Source organism: Thermocrispum sp. (assembly GCF_002919275.1).
GTDB classification, from domain to species: Bacteria; Actinomycetota; Actinomycetes; order Mycobacteriales; family Pseudonocardiaceae; genus Thermocrispum; species Thermocrispum agreste.
Map to the genome: position 1 here is coordinate 24,855 of NZ_PKFA01000018.1, position 16,156 is coordinate 41,010.

Here is a 16,156-nt window from a genome sequence, read left to right on the forward strand (position 1 = left end):
CGGTTCAGCGGCCGCCCCAGCCGTGCGGTTTCAGCCTCTGGCCAGCGCGGTCACCATCGCCTCGACGGCGATACGCGGCTTGACGTTGAGCTGCAACGCCTCACGGCACTCCAGCACCGCCTCCAGTCGGCGCAGCGTCGACTCCGGGCTCCACCGCTCGGCCGCGGACCGGATCTGGTCCTCGTGGTCCGGATGCGTCAGCGTCGCGCCGGTCGGATACACCAGCACGTCACGGTAGAAGTTCGCCAGATCGACCAACGCCAGGTCGATGGAATCCCGCTGGGTACGCGTCGCCCGCGACTTCTGCCGCTTGCGCAGCTGGTTGACCGCCGCCTCGGCGGCCCGTTTGGCCCCCGCGGTCCCGCGGCCGGTCCCGTCGCCACCCATGGCGATGCGCAGCTCGGCCTCCTCGGCCTCGTCGCGTCGCGCACTTTCCGCCACGGCATCGGCTTCCGCTGCGGTGATCAGCAGGTCGGCGAAGGCGAAGACGTCATCCGGGCGACGCAGGCTCACCGGAATGCGCAGCACCTCGGCCCGGCGTGACCGAGCGGCCTCGTCGGTGGCCAGCCTGCGCGCCCGCCCGACGTGTCCGCCGCAGACCGACGCGGCCCAGCGGGCCCGCTCCTCGTCGATCCCGTCGCGCTCGATCAGCACGCGCGCGATGGCGTCCGCGGGCGGGGTGCGCAACGTGACCACCCGGCACCGGGAGCGAATGGTCACCATGACGTCCTCGGGGTGGTCCGAAGGAGCGCACAACAGGAAGACCGTGCGCGCCGGCGGCTCCTCGACCGCTTTCAACAGCGCGTTCGACGCCCCCTCGGTCAACCGGTCGGCATCGGCGACGATGACGATCTGCCACCGCCCGGTGGACGGCCGCCGCGCGGCCGTCTGCACCAGCGAGCGCATCTCCGCCACCGAGATGGACAGCCCTTCCGGTTCGACGAAGCGGACATCCGCGTGCGTGCCCGCCATGACCGTCCGGCAATGAGCGCACTCGCCACATCCTGTACGGCTCTCGCACTGCAGCGCCGCCGCGAACGCCCGGGCAGCCACCGTGCGGCCGGATCCGGGCGGCCCGGTGAACAGCCACGAGTGCGTCATCCCCTCGCCGGCGGCCGCCGCGGACAACACGGCCACGGCAGGCTCCTGCCCGGCCAACTGCCGCCACACGCTCACGGTGCAGTCCCCGCTTCCACCGGCTTGCCCTCGGACTTCTGCAACCGCTGAATACCGCGCTTGTCCAGCAGGGGTTCGACCGCCGCACGGACCCGCGCGGCGACCTCGTCCTGACTGCCTTCGGCGTCGACCACCACGTAATTCTCCGGGTCGGCCGCCGCCCACTCGGCCAGCAGCCCCCGCATCCGCCATGCTGCCTCGGCCGGGGTGCCGTCCTTGTCCGGGATCTCCCCGGGATCGACGTCCAGCAGCACGGTCAGATCGGGACGCAGCTGGTCCATCGCCCAGTCCGCCAGCCCTTCCAGTTCGGCGATGTCCAACCCGGCCACCGCTGACAAGTGCGCCAACGACGAGTCGGCGAAGCGTTCCATGACCACGATGCCGCCCGCATCCAGCGCAGGCCGCACGTCGCGCTCCACGATGTCGGCTCGCACCGCCGCGGCGGCCAGCGCTTTCGCCCTGGCCCCGGTCAGCGATGCGTTCCGCAACAGCGACTGCAGGCGCTCGTCGTCCAGCGCGGGATCGGTGGCCAGCGCGATCGGCGCGGTCACCGTGCGACGCAGCCACAGCGCCAGCTTGGCCGCGTGCAGGGCGGTGTCCGTCGCCGTGGTGCCTTCGATGGCGATCAGCAGGCCGTTCACCCGGCGCGGGCGCCGCCGCAGCGCGTTGCGCAGGTCGGAGAAGATCGGCTCGGCGCGCCGCGAGTCCATCATGCGGTAGGCGACGATCCCCACCAGCGTGGCCAGCACACCGCCGCCGAGCAGCACCGGGCGCGTGCCGTCGATCTGCACGGTGTTGCCGAAGATCTCCACCCTGCGCGGCTGAACCAGCCCGATCAGCAGCGGCACCACGGCCACCGAACCGCCCAGGACGATCTTCATCAGCGACTGGTAGACGGCGTTGATGCGGCCGCGGATGTCGTCCTCGATGCGCGAGCCGATGATCGTCATCCCGGTCAGGAACGCCACCCCGGCGCACGCGCCGACCAGCACGATGGCGGCCATGGCGACGATCAGGTGGGTGGCCAGGCCGACCACGCACAAGGTGAGCCCGGCGCACACGATGGCGGCGCCGAACAGCCGGTCGTGCGGCAGCCTGCGGGCCAGCTTCGGCGACCCGGCCATGCCGAGCGCGAGCCCGACGAAGATGGCCACGAACATCATGCCGAACGCGGTGTCACCGGCCAGCAGGCTGTGCGCGTAGGGCTTGGCCGAGCCCACCACGGCGCCACCGGCGGCGAACGCGCCCACCATGCCGATCAGCAAGCCGCGCACCAGCTTCGTGCTGCGCACGAACGTGATGCCGTCCTTGATCATCTGCAGCATGCTCGGCTTGTCCTCGCCGGCCGGCCGCAGCGGCTCGTCGTGCACGTTGCGCAGCGACAACTCGGGGATCCGCCACACCACCATGGCGCTGCACAGGTAGAGCACCCCGGTGATGACCACGACCATGCGGGCCAGCCCGAACTCGCCGGTGGTGCCCTCCGGCAGGCTCAGCATCTGCGGCAGGCCGCTGAGCAACGCGTAGAAGCCGGCGCCGGACACCACAGCCAGCCCGTAGGTGACCACCAGGCCGAGCTGATTGGCCGTCTCGACCTGGTCCTTACGGCGCAGCAGGTTGGGCGCGGCCGCGTCCTTGGACGGGATCCACAGCGTCGACGACAGGCCGACCAGGAAGTTGGCCACGAACAGCCACACCGGCGAGCCGACGATCGCGATGGACACCAGCAGCCCGAACCGGGCCAGGTCGGCCAGCACCATAATCACCCGGCGGTCGAACTTGTCCGCGAGCAGCCCGCCGAGCGGAGCGAAGATCAGCCCGGGCAGCAGCAGCGTGAGCACCACACCGGTGAAGGCGAAGTTCTGCGCGGTGTACGACTCGGTGAGCTTGGTGACGTAGCCGGTGAGCCCGAGCAGGGTCAGCCAATCCGCCGTGCTGCACAGGAAGGACACTCCCATGAGCCGACGGAACGGCTTGATCGCCAGCACCCGACGGGCGCGGTAGAGCGTCGATGCGGACGACAACCCCGGCGCACCGGCGTCGGAGAACTGTGTCGGACCGGCCACCCCTGCGATGAGCCACACCCCGCTTTCGCTTCGTCGACCACCGGGATCACCCGAATGGTCGGGTTGGCGAACGCGACCCAGCGTAACCGGCGCGGGGGATCCCACCACTCGTCGGGGCGGTCTTCGCCGCGTCACGCCAGCTAGTCGCGCCGGCGCGGGCGACAGCTACCCGATGCGGCAGGCCGTCAGTTGAACAGCTCGCTCACGCTGCTGGCCACCCCGGAGATCACCTGCACCGCGATCGCCAGGAAGACCAGCAGGATGATCAGCGCGAACACCACGCCGCCCAGGCTGGAGCCGGACGACGAGCCATTCTGCCCGCCCTTCGACCGGTTCGCCATCTGCTCACGCCGCTGCCTGAGCGCTTCCCGCCAGCTCTCCACGTCCTGGCCGGAACCGCTCAGCGCCTGCCGCATCCGCTTCGCGGCCGAACCACGCTCCGGCGCGGCGACCATCCCGGGCGGGGGGCCCGTCGTGGCGACCCCCGGTGGGGGCGGCAACGCCACCGGTGGACCGGAGGGCGCTTCCTCGGCCGCCAGCACCGCTTCGATCAGGGCCCGTGACCGCTCCGGGTCCGGTTCGACCGGTTCGGCGACGGGAACGGCGGGATCGTCGTACGTGTCTTGCTGCACGTTCCCGACCGCGTCGGCGACCGTCACCAAGCCCGCCAGCGCATCCGGGTAAAGCGGCGGCGGCGGGAGCGGTTGCGTTCCGTCCGGTGTCCAGCTGACGTTGGCCACAGCGGTTTCCGTTCTCACGGCACGACTTCCAGCCTGATCGTAACCACGCACGGCCGCGCGTCAGCGCTGTCAATCAGGTGCAATCCGCGAACCCCCAGTCACTCACGGTGATATTTTCCGCGCTTGGGCTACTTCTTTCGTGCCGCCGCCCGCTTCTTCGGCGCAGGTCCCTTGGCGCGCTTCTCCGCCAGCAGCTCGGCCGCCCGTTCGACGGTGAGATCCTCCACGCTGTCCGTCTTGCGCAGCGAGGCGTTGTACTCGCCGTCGGTCACGTACGGGCCGAACCGGCCGCTTTTCACCAGCATCGGCTTCCCGGACTGCGGATCCGGCCCCAGTTCCTTCAGCGGCGCCGACGACGTCTGCCTGCCCCGCCGCTTCGGCTCGGCGTAGATCTTCAGCGCCTCCTCCAGCGTGATGTCGAAGATCTGCTCCTCGCTGGCCAGCGAGCGGGAATCACTGCCCTTCTTCAAATACGGGCCGTACCGGCCGTTCTGCGCGGTGATCTCCTCACCGGTCTCCGGGTCCACGCCCACCACGCGCGGCAGCGACAGCAGCTTCAGCGCGTCCTCCAGGGTGACCGTCTCCACCGACATCGACTTGAACAGCGAGCTGGTGCGCGGCTTGACCTTGGCCTTCTTCTTGCCGTTCGCCTGCTCTTCCTGCTCGGGGATCACCTCGGTGACGTACGGCCCGAAGCGCCCCTCCTTGACCACGATCTCGTAGCCGGTCTCCGGGTCCACGCCGAGCGACCGCCCCTCCTGCGGGGTGGCGAACAGCTTCTCGGCGACCTCGGCGGTCAGCTCGTCCGGCGGCAGGTCCTCCGGCAGGTTGGCGCGCTGGGACTCGCCGTTCACCTCACGCTCCAGGTACGGGCCGTACCGGCCGACCCGCACGTACACGGTGCGACCCTCGTCGTCGGTGAACAGCGGGATCGAGTTGATGTCCCTGGCGTCGATGGCGTCGACACCCGAGCCGACCAGCTTCTTCAGGCCGCCCAGCCGGCTGACCGACCCCTCCACGCCGTCGTTGCCGCCGAAGTAGAAGCCGGACAGCCACTTGGTGCGCTCCTGACGACCCGCGGCGATCGCGTCCAGCTCGTCCTCCATCGCCGCGGTGAAGTCGTAGTCGACCAGGCGGGCGAAGTACTGCTCCATCAGCCCGACCACGGCGAAAGCCACCCACGAGGGCACCAGGGCCGCGCCCTTCTTCCACACGTAGCCGCGATCCTGGATCGTCTTGATGATCGAGGCGTACGTCGACGGGCGGCCGATGCCCAGCTCCTCGAGCGTCTTCACCAGGCTGGCCTCGGTGTAGCGCGGGGGCGGCGTGGTGGCGTGCCCGTCCGCGTCCAGCCGCCGCGCACGCACCACCTGCCCCTTGGTCAGGTGGGGCAGCCTGCGCTCGGCGTCGTCCGCCTCGCCGCCCGCTTCGCTGTCCGGCGCCTCGACGTAGGCGCGCAGGAAGCCGGGGAAGCTGATGGTGCGGCCGCTGGCAGCGAACGTGCACTCCTCGCCCGAGGCAGCAGTGCCGGTGATGCGCACCGACATCGTGGTGCCCTTCGCGTCCGCCATCTGCGAGGCGATGGTGCGCTGCCAGATCAGCTCGTACAGCTTGAACTCGTCCGGATCCAGCTCACCGGCGACCTCGCCGGGCGTGCGGAACACCTCACCGGCCGGCCGGATCGCCTCGTGCGCCTCCTGGGCGTTCTTCACCTTGCGGGTGTACTGGCGCGGCGTCGCCGAGACGTACTCGCGGCCGTACAGCTGAGCGGCCTGGGCGCGGGCAGCAGCGATGGCCGTCTCCGACAGCGTGGTCGAATCCGTGCGCATGTAGGTGATGTAGCCGTTCTCGTAGAGCCGCTGCGCGATGCGCATCGTGCGGTCCGACGAGAAGCGCAGTTTGCGCCCCGCTTCCTGCTGCAACGTGGACGTCATGAACGGCGCGTACGGCCGCCGCGTGTACGGCTTCGCCTCGACGCTGGTGACGGTGAACTCGACGTCGGTCAGCGCCTCGGCCAGGCGCACCGCCTCGGCCTCGGTGAGCACCCGGACGTTCCGCAGCGACGACTTCAGCCTGCCGTCGGAGTCGAAGTCCTTGCCGGTGGCCAGCCGGTCGTCGTCGACCGCGACCAGCTTGGCGGCGAAGTCCACCTTGTCCGTGGTGTCCTGCCCCTCGGCCGACATGGTGGCCGCGATGTCCCAGTACGAGGCCGAGGTGAACCGCATCCGCTCGCGTTCCCGCTCGACCACGATGCGGGTGGCCACCGACTGCACCCGGCCCGCGGACAGCTTCGGCATGATCTTCTTCCACAGCACCGGGCTGACCTCGTAGCCGTACAGCCGGTCCAGGATGCGGCGGGTCTCCTGCGCGTCGACCAGATCGGTGTCCAGATCACGCGGATTCTGCGCAGCGTCCCGGATGGCGTGCTCGGTGATCTCGTGGAAGACCATCCGGCGCACCGGCACCTTCGGCTTGAGCGCCTCGATCAAGTGCCAGGCGATCGCTTCCCCCTCGCGGTCGCCGTCGGTGGCCAGATACAACTCGTCGGCGTCCTTGAGCTTGCCCTTCAAATCCTTGACGGTTGCCTTCTTGTCCGGCGTGACGATGTACAGCGGCTCGAAGCCGTTGTCCACGTCCACGCCGAGGCGGGCCCACGGCTGCCCCTTGTACTCGGCGGGCACGTCCGCCGCACCCCGCGGCAGGTCGCGGATGTGCCCCTTGGACGACTCGACCACATAGTTGCGGCCCAGGTAGGAGGCTATTTTGCGAGCCTTAGCGGGTGATTCGACAATCACCAGCCGCCGGACGTCATCGCCGCCCGAGCTCTTCGTCGATCCAGCCACCTTCGGCTGCCTCCATTCCCTCCTACCGCCACCCCGGCCGCAGACGAGTGGCGAGTGTCGCGAAGTTCCTTTTCCAGCTGTAGCACGACCGTGACGACGGGTCCTGCTCGCCGGACACGCCGCCATACGCGGGCTTGGCCTGTGTGCTACCCGTCACAGCCCACGGTCAATCGGGCCGATCCGCAGCGTGATCGTCAGTATGCCGCGCTGCCATTCAGTATCGCCGCAGTCGCCATCGCTGCTACTCCGGCCCACCGCACAGCGCCGCGACTGCCGCATTCGTGACGGTCGGTGCACTGCCCCGCGCAGCTTCCGTGCCAACGGTGACGCGAACGGGCTATTTGAGCCCTTGTTATCGCTTCGAGTCATCGCAGACGCAACGTCCTCCCCGGAATGCCCGTCCATTAAGAGCGAGGGAACCGACCAGGGGGAGGAGACGGTGCGCAAGGTCGTCGCAGCGGTGGTGACGGTCGTGGGGTGGCTGACCGCCGTGATGGTGGGGGCCAGCCTGGCGACCACCCCGACCGCGTCCAGCACTTCGGCGGCCCCGCCACCGACACCGTCCGATCAGCCGGCCGATCCGTCGCACACTGCGATGCCGACCCGGCCATCGGACGGCACATCCACCGTCGGTGAGGAACAGCTTCGTATCCGTGGCTGCGTCATCCGCTTCGACCACAAAGACCGGCACGGGCGCACCGTTCCGCGCAAGCACATCAATCGGACTCACGCCTGCGTCGGCGTCCACCGGGTGTATGCCGACCGCCGCACCGGGGAACTGGTGCTGACCGGCCCGCACGGCGGCGCGATCGTGTTCATCACGGTCTCGCCCGACGAGACGTTGCTGGCCAGGGGCATCACCTGCGGAGCTTCCGGCGGCGTGGGGGTGACCAGGCTGCGCTGCTACGACCGGCAGGGGCAGCAGGTGCCGGCGGACTCGCCGCGGATCTACGGGCGGAGCGCCAACCTGTGGATCGGATGGGTGTCATGGCAGGCCTGACCGGGCCGATGCAGCCCGCGTGGGGCCCAGGCCGATGGCCCGGGCCAGAGCACACGGAGTTCCCGCTCGAGCAGCGGCCGGCCGAGGCCCCGTTCGACGAGTCCTCCACCGATCCCTCGGCTTCGCCCGGCCCGCCGTCGGCCGCCGAGGCCGATCCCGAGGAAGTGGTCGCCACTCCCCTGCCGACATGGGCGCGCTACCTGCTCCTTGCGGCGGCAATGGCGGTGCTCGTCCTGGTTGGCCTTTGGGCGCTCCATTACGGCGACAATCCTGTCGAATTGCATCGCATGCGATGACAAGGCGACAGCGCACCTAGCACCAAAGGCGAAGCGCACCCAGCACCGACAAAGACGACAGCCCGCCCAGCGCCGCACGAGCGGGCCGGACGGGCTGTCGTTCGTCGTGCCAGCCGGCTGCCATCGCCGGCTGAATGTGACGTCGCGTCAGACCTTCGCCGTCTCCTGGGTCGGCGAGTCGGACAGCGAGCTGGTGCGCCGCTTGGACACCACGATGGCCACGACGATGATGGCCACCGCGACCAGCGAGATGATCAACCGCGCGGCGTCCGAGGCACTCTCGCCGACGGACAGCTGCACGATCGCCGGGGCGATCAGCAGCGACACCAGGTTCATCACCTTGATCAGCGGGTTGATCGCCGGGCCCGCGGTGTCCTTGAACGGGTCACCGACGGTGTCACCGATGACGGTCGCCTCGTGCGCGGGCGAGCCCTTGCCGCCGTGGTGACCGTCCTCGACCAGCTTCTTGGCGTTGTCCCACGCGCCACCGGAGTTGGCCAGGAAGACGGCCATCAGCACGCCGGCAGCGATGGCGCCGCCCAGGTAACCGGCCAGCGCGCCGGTACCCAGCCCGAAGCCGACGGCGATCGGGGCGAACACGGCGAGCAGGCCCGGGGTGGCCAGCTCGCGCTGCGCGTCCAGCGTCACCAGGTCGACCACCCGGCCGTACTCCGGCTTGCCGGTGCCCTCCATGATGCCCGGGATCTCCCGGAACTGGCGGCGAACCTCCCACACCACGGCGCCCGCCGCGCGGCCGACCGCGTTGATCGCCAGGCCGGAGAACAGGAACACCACGGCCGCACCGACGATCACGCCGACCAGCACCTTCGGTTCGACCACGTTGAAGGCCAGCAGCTCGGCCAGCTCGCCGCCGCGAGCACCGACCTCGCTCAGCGCAGCGCCGATCTCGGTCACGTAGGAGCCGAACAGCGCGGTCGCCGCCAGCACGGCGGTGGCGATGGCGATGCCCTTGGTGATCGCCTTGGTGGTGTTGCCCACCGCGTCCAGCTCGGTCAGGATCGCCGCGGCGTTCTCGTCCACGTCACCGGACATCTCCGCGATGCCCTGCGCGTTGTCGCTGACCGGGCCGAAGGTGTCCATGGCGACGATGACGCCCACCGTGGTGAGCAGGCCGGTACCGGCCAGCGCCACGGCGAACAGGGCCAGCGTGCCGCCGATCAGGTACGCGCCGAACACGGCGGCGGCGATGACGACTGCGGTGTAGACGGCCGACTCCAGGCCGATGGAGATACCGGACAGCACCACGGTGGCCGGACCGGTCTCGGAGGTCTCGCCGACCGTCTTGACCGGCTTGTACTCGGTGCCGGTGAAGTAGCCGGTGAGCCACAGGATGACACCGGCCAGCACGATGCCGATGATCACCGACACGGTGGCGACGACCGCCGGGTTGCCGTCCTCGCCCGCGAAGTCGGAGGGCAGGAAGATGAACGCCGCCGCGGTGCACAGCACGGCGGAGATCACCGCGGAGATGTAGAAGGAACGGTTGATGGTGACCAGGCCGTTCTCGCCGGCGCGGGCCTTGGTGATGTAGACACCGATCACCGCCGTGACCACACCGATGGCCGGCACGATCAGCGGGAACACCAGGCCGTCGGCGCCAAGCGCCACCGACCCCAGGATCAGCGCGGCGACCAGGGTCACCGCGTAGGACTCGAACAGGTCAGCGGCCATACCCGCGCAGTCACCCACGTTGTCGCCCACGTTGTCGGCGATGGTCGCCGCGTTCCGCGGGTCGTCCTCCGGGATGTTCTGCTCGACCTTGCCCACCAGGTCGGCACCGACGTCGGCCGCCTTGGTGAAGATGCCGCCGCCGACACGCATGAACATCGCGATCAGCGCGGCACCGAATCCGAAGCCTTCCAGCACCTTGGGTGCCTGGCCCGCGTAGACCAACACCACGAGTGCGGCGCCGAGCAGACCGAGGCCCACCGTGATCATGCCGACGGTGCCGCCGGTGCGGAACGCGATCCGCATGGCCTTCTCCCGGCCGCCCGCCTCCCGGGACGCCGCGGCCACCCGCAGGTTGGCCTGGGTGGCCAGCCACATGCCGAGGTAGCCAATGGCGAACGAGAAGCTGGCACCGATCAGGAAGAACACCGAGCGCCCGATGCGCTCGCCCCAATCCGCCGCCGGGAGGAAGAACAGCAGTACGAACACCACGGCGCCGAAAATGACCAGGGTGTTGCGCTGCCGCTTGAGGTAGGCAATCGCGCCTTCCTGCACGGCCTTGGCGATGTCCTGCATCTTCGTGGTGCCCTGACCGGCGGCCAGAACCTCCTTGAGCAGGATGTAACCAATACCGAGCGCGGCAAGGGCGATCACTGCGACCACGGCCACGATGCCGTAGTCGCCTCCGGACAGCGTGATGCCGTCCGCGAGGATCTGCCGGGACATTCGTCCTCCTGTGTCGCATGTTGGTCGGTACTGCAAGGTGCGGGTTCAGTTCCCGCCGGTGCACCGACTGACGATGTTCGAGAGCGGAAGTCTATTGGTTGGGCTTCCTAACACTGACAACAGCCCATACCAGTTCGCAGTAGCTTCCGTCACATCGGGGGCCGAGCTACCCGCCGATCGCCGCATCGGCACGCCCGGTCGGGCGCATTCCAGCCTGCGGGCTGCGGCGACCGCGCACCTGCATCGCATCCGTGTTGTGTGCCGAGCCTTGCGCCAAGACGGCTCCGGCGCAAGCCAGGCTGCGCAAACGTCGTCCCGTCCTGGTCCGGTCACGGCCCGCACGTGCCCGGCACTCCCGGCTCCGGAGCCGGTGGACTTCACCGGTTCCGGCGTCGGTGGAATGTGTCAAGCTCGAGTCGTGCCGCAGCAAGATGCCGACCAGGAGCGGGCCAACGAGCTGCTGGCCCGCGTGCTTGCCGGGACCCCGGAGGGCGAGAACCCGGTGACGCACGTGCGCACACTCCCCGCGCGCCCGGCTCGCTGCGTGCCGTGGCCGTCGTGGGTGCCGGAGGCCGTCGCCCGCCGGTTCGGCGAGTGCGGCGTGGCGCAACCGTGGTCGCACCAGGCCGAAGCCGCCGACCACGCCTGGCACGGGCGCCACGTCATACTCTCCACCGGGACGGCGTCCGGGAAGTCGCTGGCCTACCAGCTGCCTGTGCTGTCGTTGCTGACGCAGCAGCCGAAGCGCACGGCGTTGTACCTGTCCCCGACCAAGGCACTGGGGAACGACCAGCTGCGGGCCGCTGCCGCGCTGGAGCTGCCCGGGGTGCGGGCCGCGACGTTCGACGGGGACACCCCGCTGGAAGAGCGGGATTGGGTGCGGGCGCACGCCAACTGGGTGTTCACCAACCCGGACATGCTGCATCACGGCCTGCTGGCCGCGCATGCCCGCTGGGCCCGGTTCTTTCAGCGGCTTGCGTACGTGGTGGTCGACGAGTGCCACAGCTACCGTGGCGTGTTCGGTTCGCACGTCGCCCTGCTGCTGCGCAGGCTGCGCCGGGTAGCCGCGCGATACGGCGCGAACCCCACGTTCGTGCTCGCTTCGGCGACGATCGCCGAGCCCGCCGAGTTCGCCCGCCGGCTTGCCGGGCTCGGCTGCGTGCCGGTGGTCGACGACGGCTCGCCTCGCGGGCCGCGCACGATCGCGCTGTGGGAGCCACCGCTGCTGCGGGAGATCACCGGGGAGAACGGCGCCCCGATCCGGCGATCCGCGGGCGCCGAGGCGGCCCGCATCATGGCCGATCTGGTCATCGAGGGCGCCCGCACGCTGGCTTTTGTCCGTTCTCGGCGCGGCGCCGAGCTCGCCTCCGTCTCGGCCCGGCGGATGGTGGCGGAGGTCGATCCGGCGTTGAGCAAGCGGGCGGCGGCGTACCGGGCCGGTTATCTTCCCGAGGATCGGCGCAAGCTGGAAGCCGCCCTGATGTCCGGTGAGCTGCTCGCGGTGGCCAGCACCAATGCGCTCGAGCTCGGGGTGGACATCTCCGGGCTGGACGCCGTGCTGGTGGCGGGCTACCCCGGTACCCGGGCGTCGTTCTGGCAGCAGGCCGGCCGGGCGGGCCGCACCGCCGAGGAGGCCGCGCTGGTCGTCTTCATCGCCAAGGACGATCCGCTGGACACGTACTTGGTGCATCACCCGGAAGTGATGCTGGATCAGCCGGTGGAGGCCGCGGTGCTGGACCCGGCGAACCCTTATGTGCTGGCTCCGCAGCTTGCCTGCGCCGCGGCGGAGCTGCCGTTGCGCGCCGAGGACCTGCCGATCTTCGGGGAAGCCGCGGCCCGTGACGTGGTGGACGAGCTGGTGGCGGACGGAGTGCTGCGGCGGAGGCCGAGCGGCTGGTACTGGACCGGGCGGGACCGGCCGCACCACGAGGTGAGCATCCGGGGTTCGGGCGGGGAGCAGGTCGCGGTGGTGGAAAGCGAGACGGCGCGGCTGCTGGGCACCGTCGACCCGAGCGCCGCCTGCGCCACGGTGCATCCCGGCGCGGTGTACTACCACCAGGGCGAGACCTATGTGGTCGACGAGCTGGATTTCGACGAGCGGCTTGCGCTGGTGCACGCCGAGGAGCCGGAGTGGACCACGTCGCCGCGCGACGTGATCGACATCGAAGTTCTGCAAACCGACGAGAAGGCGGTCTACGGCGGGGTGACGGTGTGTCTCGGCCTGGTCGCGGTGACCTCGCAGGTCGTGAGCTATCTGCGGCGGTTGCCGTCCGGGGAGGTGCTGGACCAGACACCACTGGACCTGCCTGCGCAAACCCTGCACACCAGAGCCGTCTGGTACACGATCAGCGATGCGTTGCTGTGCGGCAGGGAGCCGGGGGGCGCAGGGCTGGAGCCCGCGCGCGTCCCCGGCTCCCTGCACGCCGCCGAGCACGCGGCGATCGGCCTGCTACCGCTGTTCGCTACCTGCGACCGCTGGGACATCGGGGGAGTGTCAACCGCTCTGCATGCCGACACCGGGGAGGCCACGGTGTTCGTGCACGACGGTCATCCCGGGGGCGCGGGATTCGCCGAACGGGGGCATGCGGCGCTGGTGCCCTGGCTGGCCGCAACGCGGGAGGCGATCGTCTCCTGCGAGTGCTCGACCGGCTGCCCGTCCTGCGTTCAGTCGCCGAAGTGCGGTAACGGCAACGAACCGCTGGACAAGGCAGGGGCGGTGGCCGTGCTGGACACCGTGCTGGGTGCCATCAGCCGGGCGGATCGCGGTGAGGGGACGCGGGGGGAATCCGCTCACCACGGGAGGCGGTGACCCGCCCGCTTTCCGGTGCGGTCGCACGACCACGGTGGTCCACTGTTCAGTTGTCGTCTCGGTTTTCCGTTGTCGTCTCGGGTTCGGTTGTCGTGGGCTTCAACCCGAGGCGATCGCTCGCACCGCCGCGTCGGGGGCCACGGCGGCACGGCCATCGCCTCGGGTTGAAGGCGGCGCCCGCGGCCGGCCGGGGCTGGAAAGCTCGGCCGCGGGTGCCTGCGCGGCTCACGCGGCAGCCGTCGGGGCGCTGCCACTTGCCGCGCTGTTACGCCGCGCTCGGCTGCAGCCGGGCCTGGCGATCCACCATATCGGCGGCCCTGGCCAGGACACCGTGCATGGCAGCGGCGCGGGGGAGCTTCCACTCCCAGACCGCGGGCTTGACGCGCCAGTGCACGATGCCGCCGGGGTAGGGGCTGGGCGGGAGGGGAACCCAGCTCTCCTTGCCGTGGTGCACCACGCCGGGACGCTCGGCCAGCTCCTCGGGCAGCGCGGGGCCTGATTCGGTGAGGAAGATCCACCGGCCGTTGGGAATGGCCAGGATCGGCGCGGGACGGTCCTCGGCACGCAGCAGGCCGGCCGCAGCACGCCCCAGCTCGGCGTCGACCTCGACGGCGTCGACCACGGAACCGGTCGCGACGAGGACGCTGTACGGCTCCTCGTGCCACTTCGCGGCGACGGCCTTGGCGTCCACCCGCACACCCCGACGCCAGTCGTCGGTCAGTGGCTGGGGGCCGCGCCACTCACCGCCGTCGGGGTGAGTCCCCGGAAAGACCGGCCACCCACGCAGCGCGAAATCCACTGCGCCGGTACGCAGTTCGATACGGAATGCACTGCGCCACGCGTCAGGGCCTTCGGTGTGCAACATCGGTCTTTCCGTCTCCTCGATTGACTTCCCTTGAATGCCGGAGGTTTCCCTTCGGTGCGGCCTGGCCGACTTCTCCGACCGTGCCCGCAACTCTCAGTGAAATGCACGAATCGAGCCGTTGGGAGTCGTTCTCGGCGACCGGTAGCCACCGGACGCTGAACGACGAGTGGACAACGGTTCAACCGAACGTGACTCCGCGGTGATCTCGGCCACGCCGCACGATGGCGATGCCGTTCATCGCCGACGAATGACCGTCCGTCCGGACTGGATTTCGCTGCCGCGACCGTTCGTCGACCGCTCACCGACGCTATCGATCGGTCCAGCCCGCGCTGCGGCGAAAGCCCGACCGAACACGCTCAGTGGCCCGGGCGGATCCTTGCCCACCCGCACCAACGCATCCCAGCCGCGCAGCCGGCACGTCGTCAGCTCGGCTCCCATGAGCTCGGCTATCCGGCGCGCCCGAGCGCACGCGCCCGCCTCGCCGGTGTGGGCGTACGTGGCCGCCGCCAGTGCGGCCAGATCAGCGGCGCCGGTGACCCGATGCCGGGTGATCACAGCCGCGCCGAGCCACATCACGGCGCTGAACACCAGCAGTACGGCCACAACCGCTGCTGCCGCCCACACCGTGGCCACTCCCTCGTCGCCTTCACGACGACTCCGGAGCATGTCGCGACGCCCCGAGGCGTGCTCACCGCGACTTCGGCCCGCTGCTGAGTCACATCGGGGCGGTGAAGTCATCCCCTGGCTCCTTCCGCTTCGGCAGCCCCGGTCCGTTTCCACTCAGAGCGGTCCGCCCTACCGGTTCCTGCTCCACTTGTGAGCCAGCTGGTACGGCAGGTTCGGCATTGGGCTCGCTGACCGCATACGCCTCGCCGGTCACGCGCAGGCCGGGCAGCATTCCCCCGACGGGACGGGCACGGACCCGGACACGAACGACCTCGCCGGACTCGTCAACGTCAAGGCGCGCGCCAGCGGGAGCGATCTCGGCCACCGCGCGACTGGCCAGCTGTGGCTCTCCCCGGGCGATCAAGCGAGCCGCCTCACGCGCGGCGTCGGTGCATCGCAACTGGTCGGCAATCACGCCCAGGCCGGCCAAGCACAAGGCCACGACCACAACGAGAGCACTGACCGCTATCGCCGCCTCGACCGTGACCGCACCCCGATCGCCGTGCAGGCCGGCCACGAACTTCGATCGCCGCCAGCCGACCCCGCTCCGGGAGTGGCACCGCGGATCGACCCCGGAACGCGATCGCCACCACCAGCCGGACCTGATGCGGAATCTGTTTCGCCGGCCGGCCGCCGTCAGGGACAAGCACCGCCGACCGGACCTGCCACTGAATCTGTCCCGCCAGCCGACCCCCGTCAGGGACAAGCACGCCCGGCTGGACCCGGGCCGGGATCGGCACCGCCTGCCAGCTCTGAAGGACGATCGGCGCGGATCCATCCCCAGCCGACGTCGCCCATCCGTTGCCAACCCATCCGTTCCGAACCTCCAGGAGACGTCCGCTCCGAGCCGCGACTGACGCGTTCCCTGGTGGGGCCATCGCCGACGCTCCCCGTGCCACATGACGGCACCTAGAAATTCACGGACAGGGCACGCTCGACCAGGTCGGTCAAAGCCCCCAGGACCGAATCGCTGGTCACCACCGCATACAGCAGCGCGGCGAACGCCGCAGCAGCCAGCGTCCCGATGGCGTATTCAGCCGTTGACATCCCCAGGTCGCCGGACAGGCGCAGCGCCGGTCCGGTGCGCGCGGCCCGGTCGGCCCGGCCCACTGCTCGCCACCAGCACCTGATCAGGCCACGCCGCCTTCCGCGCACCGGTGAGCGGACAGCATCCAGCACGCCCCCCGTCATGGTCGTCATGAAGTCCGACAGTCTCATGAACACCTCCCATCGCGAGAGGTCGACCGCTTCTCCTGCGAGCGCTCACCGCGAGCGCTCCG

12 protein-coding genes are annotated in these 16,156 nt (G+C 70.0%); 3 read left to right on the top strand and 9 right to left on the bottom strand.

Translation table 11 applies throughout. The features are described from left to right. Positions 1 to 30 precede the first annotated feature (30 nt). The 4 genes from CXP56_RS03840 to topA all read right to left on the bottom strand — a co-directional run bounded on the left by CXP56_RS03840 (position 31) and on the right by topA (position 6,825). Positions 31 to 1,176, bottom strand: coding sequence for a DNA polymerase III subunit delta' (locus CXP56_RS03840; protein WP_286899841.1), 1,146 nt, complete (start codon positions 1,174 to 1,176; stop codon positions 31 to 33). Continuing rightward, positions 1,173 to 3,260: a bifunctional MFS transporter/dTMP kinase gene (locus CXP56_RS03845; protein ID WP_051310364.1), complete on the bottom strand. Its 2,088-nt coding sequence runs from the start codon at positions 3,258 to 3,260 to the stop codon at positions 1,173 to 1,175. The genes CXP56_RS03840 and CXP56_RS03845 overlap by 4 nt, the downstream gene beginning before the upstream one ends. Before the next feature lie 167 nt (positions 3,261 to 3,427). Next, on the bottom strand, positions 3,428 to 3,982 hold the full coding sequence (locus tag CXP56_RS03850; RefSeq protein ID WP_028848546.1) for a hypothetical protein: 555 nt from the start codon (positions 3,980 to 3,982) through the stop codon (positions 3,428 to 3,430). Between the two features lie 128 nt (positions 3,983 to 4,110). Next, positions 4,111 to 6,825: a type I DNA topoisomerase gene (topA, locus tag CXP56_RS03855; RefSeq protein ID WP_028848545.1), complete on the bottom strand. Its 2,715-nt coding sequence runs from the start codon at positions 6,823 to 6,825 to the stop codon at positions 4,111 to 4,113. 439 nt (positions 6,826 to 7,264) lie between these two features. Here topA and CXP56_RS03860 point away from each other — a divergent pair, with 439 nt between their 5' ends. After that, positions 7,265 to 7,825, top strand: coding sequence for a hypothetical protein (locus CXP56_RS03860; protein WP_028848544.1), 561 nt, complete (start codon positions 7,265 to 7,267; stop codon positions 7,823 to 7,825). Beyond that, complete coding sequence (locus tag CXP56_RS03865) at positions 7,813 to 8,121, top strand: hypothetical protein (protein WP_028848543.1); 309 nt, start codon at positions 7,813 to 7,815, stop codon at positions 8,119 to 8,121. The genes CXP56_RS03860 and CXP56_RS03865 overlap by 13 nt, the downstream gene beginning before the upstream one ends. A 147-nt stretch (positions 8,122 to 8,268) precedes the next feature. On the opposite strand, the gene CXP56_RS03870 is transcribed toward CXP56_RS03865, so the two are convergent. Further along, the gene (locus CXP56_RS03870; protein ID WP_286899842.1) at positions 8,269 to 10,536 is read right to left on the bottom strand and encodes a sodium-translocating pyrophosphatase; all 2,268 of its coding nucleotides are present in this window, start codon (positions 10,534 to 10,536) and stop codon (positions 8,269 to 8,271) included. 400 nt (positions 10,537 to 10,936) lie between these two features. Between CXP56_RS03870 and CXP56_RS03875 the strand changes: the two genes are divergently transcribed. Further along, complete coding sequence (locus tag CXP56_RS03875) at positions 10,937 to 13,345, top strand: DEAD/DEAH box helicase (protein WP_502694561.1); 2,409 nt, start codon at positions 10,937 to 10,939, stop codon at positions 13,343 to 13,345. A 265-nt stretch (positions 13,346 to 13,610) separates the two neighbouring features. Here CXP56_RS03875 and CXP56_RS03880 read toward each other — a convergent pair whose 3' ends face one another. The 4 genes from CXP56_RS03880 to CXP56_RS03895 form a co-directional block, all read right to left on the bottom strand. Next, positions 13,611 to 14,210, bottom strand: coding sequence for a bifunctional DNA primase/polymerase (locus CXP56_RS03880; RefSeq protein ID WP_028848541.1), 600 nt, complete (start codon positions 14,208 to 14,210; stop codon positions 13,611 to 13,613). Between the two features lie 234 nt (positions 14,211 to 14,444). Beyond that, a complete protein-coding gene (locus CXP56_RS03885) occupies positions 14,445 to 14,948 on the bottom strand; it encodes an Rv3654c family TadE-like protein (RefSeq protein ID WP_479267088.1) in 504 nt (167 codons plus the stop codon). Further along, on the bottom strand, positions 14,926 to 15,777 hold the full coding sequence (locus CXP56_RS18980) for a TadE family type IV pilus minor pilin (protein WP_353744526.1): 852 nt from the start codon (positions 15,775 to 15,777) through the stop codon (positions 14,926 to 14,928). The genes CXP56_RS03885 and CXP56_RS18980 overlap by 23 nt, the downstream gene beginning before the upstream one ends. 8 nt (positions 15,778 to 15,785) lie before the next feature. After that, on the bottom strand, positions 15,786 to 16,094 hold the full coding sequence (locus CXP56_RS03895; RefSeq protein ID WP_245566707.1) for a DUF4244 domain-containing protein: 309 nt from the start codon (positions 16,092 to 16,094) through the stop codon (positions 15,786 to 15,788). Positions 16,095 to 16,156: the final 62 nt, after the last annotated feature.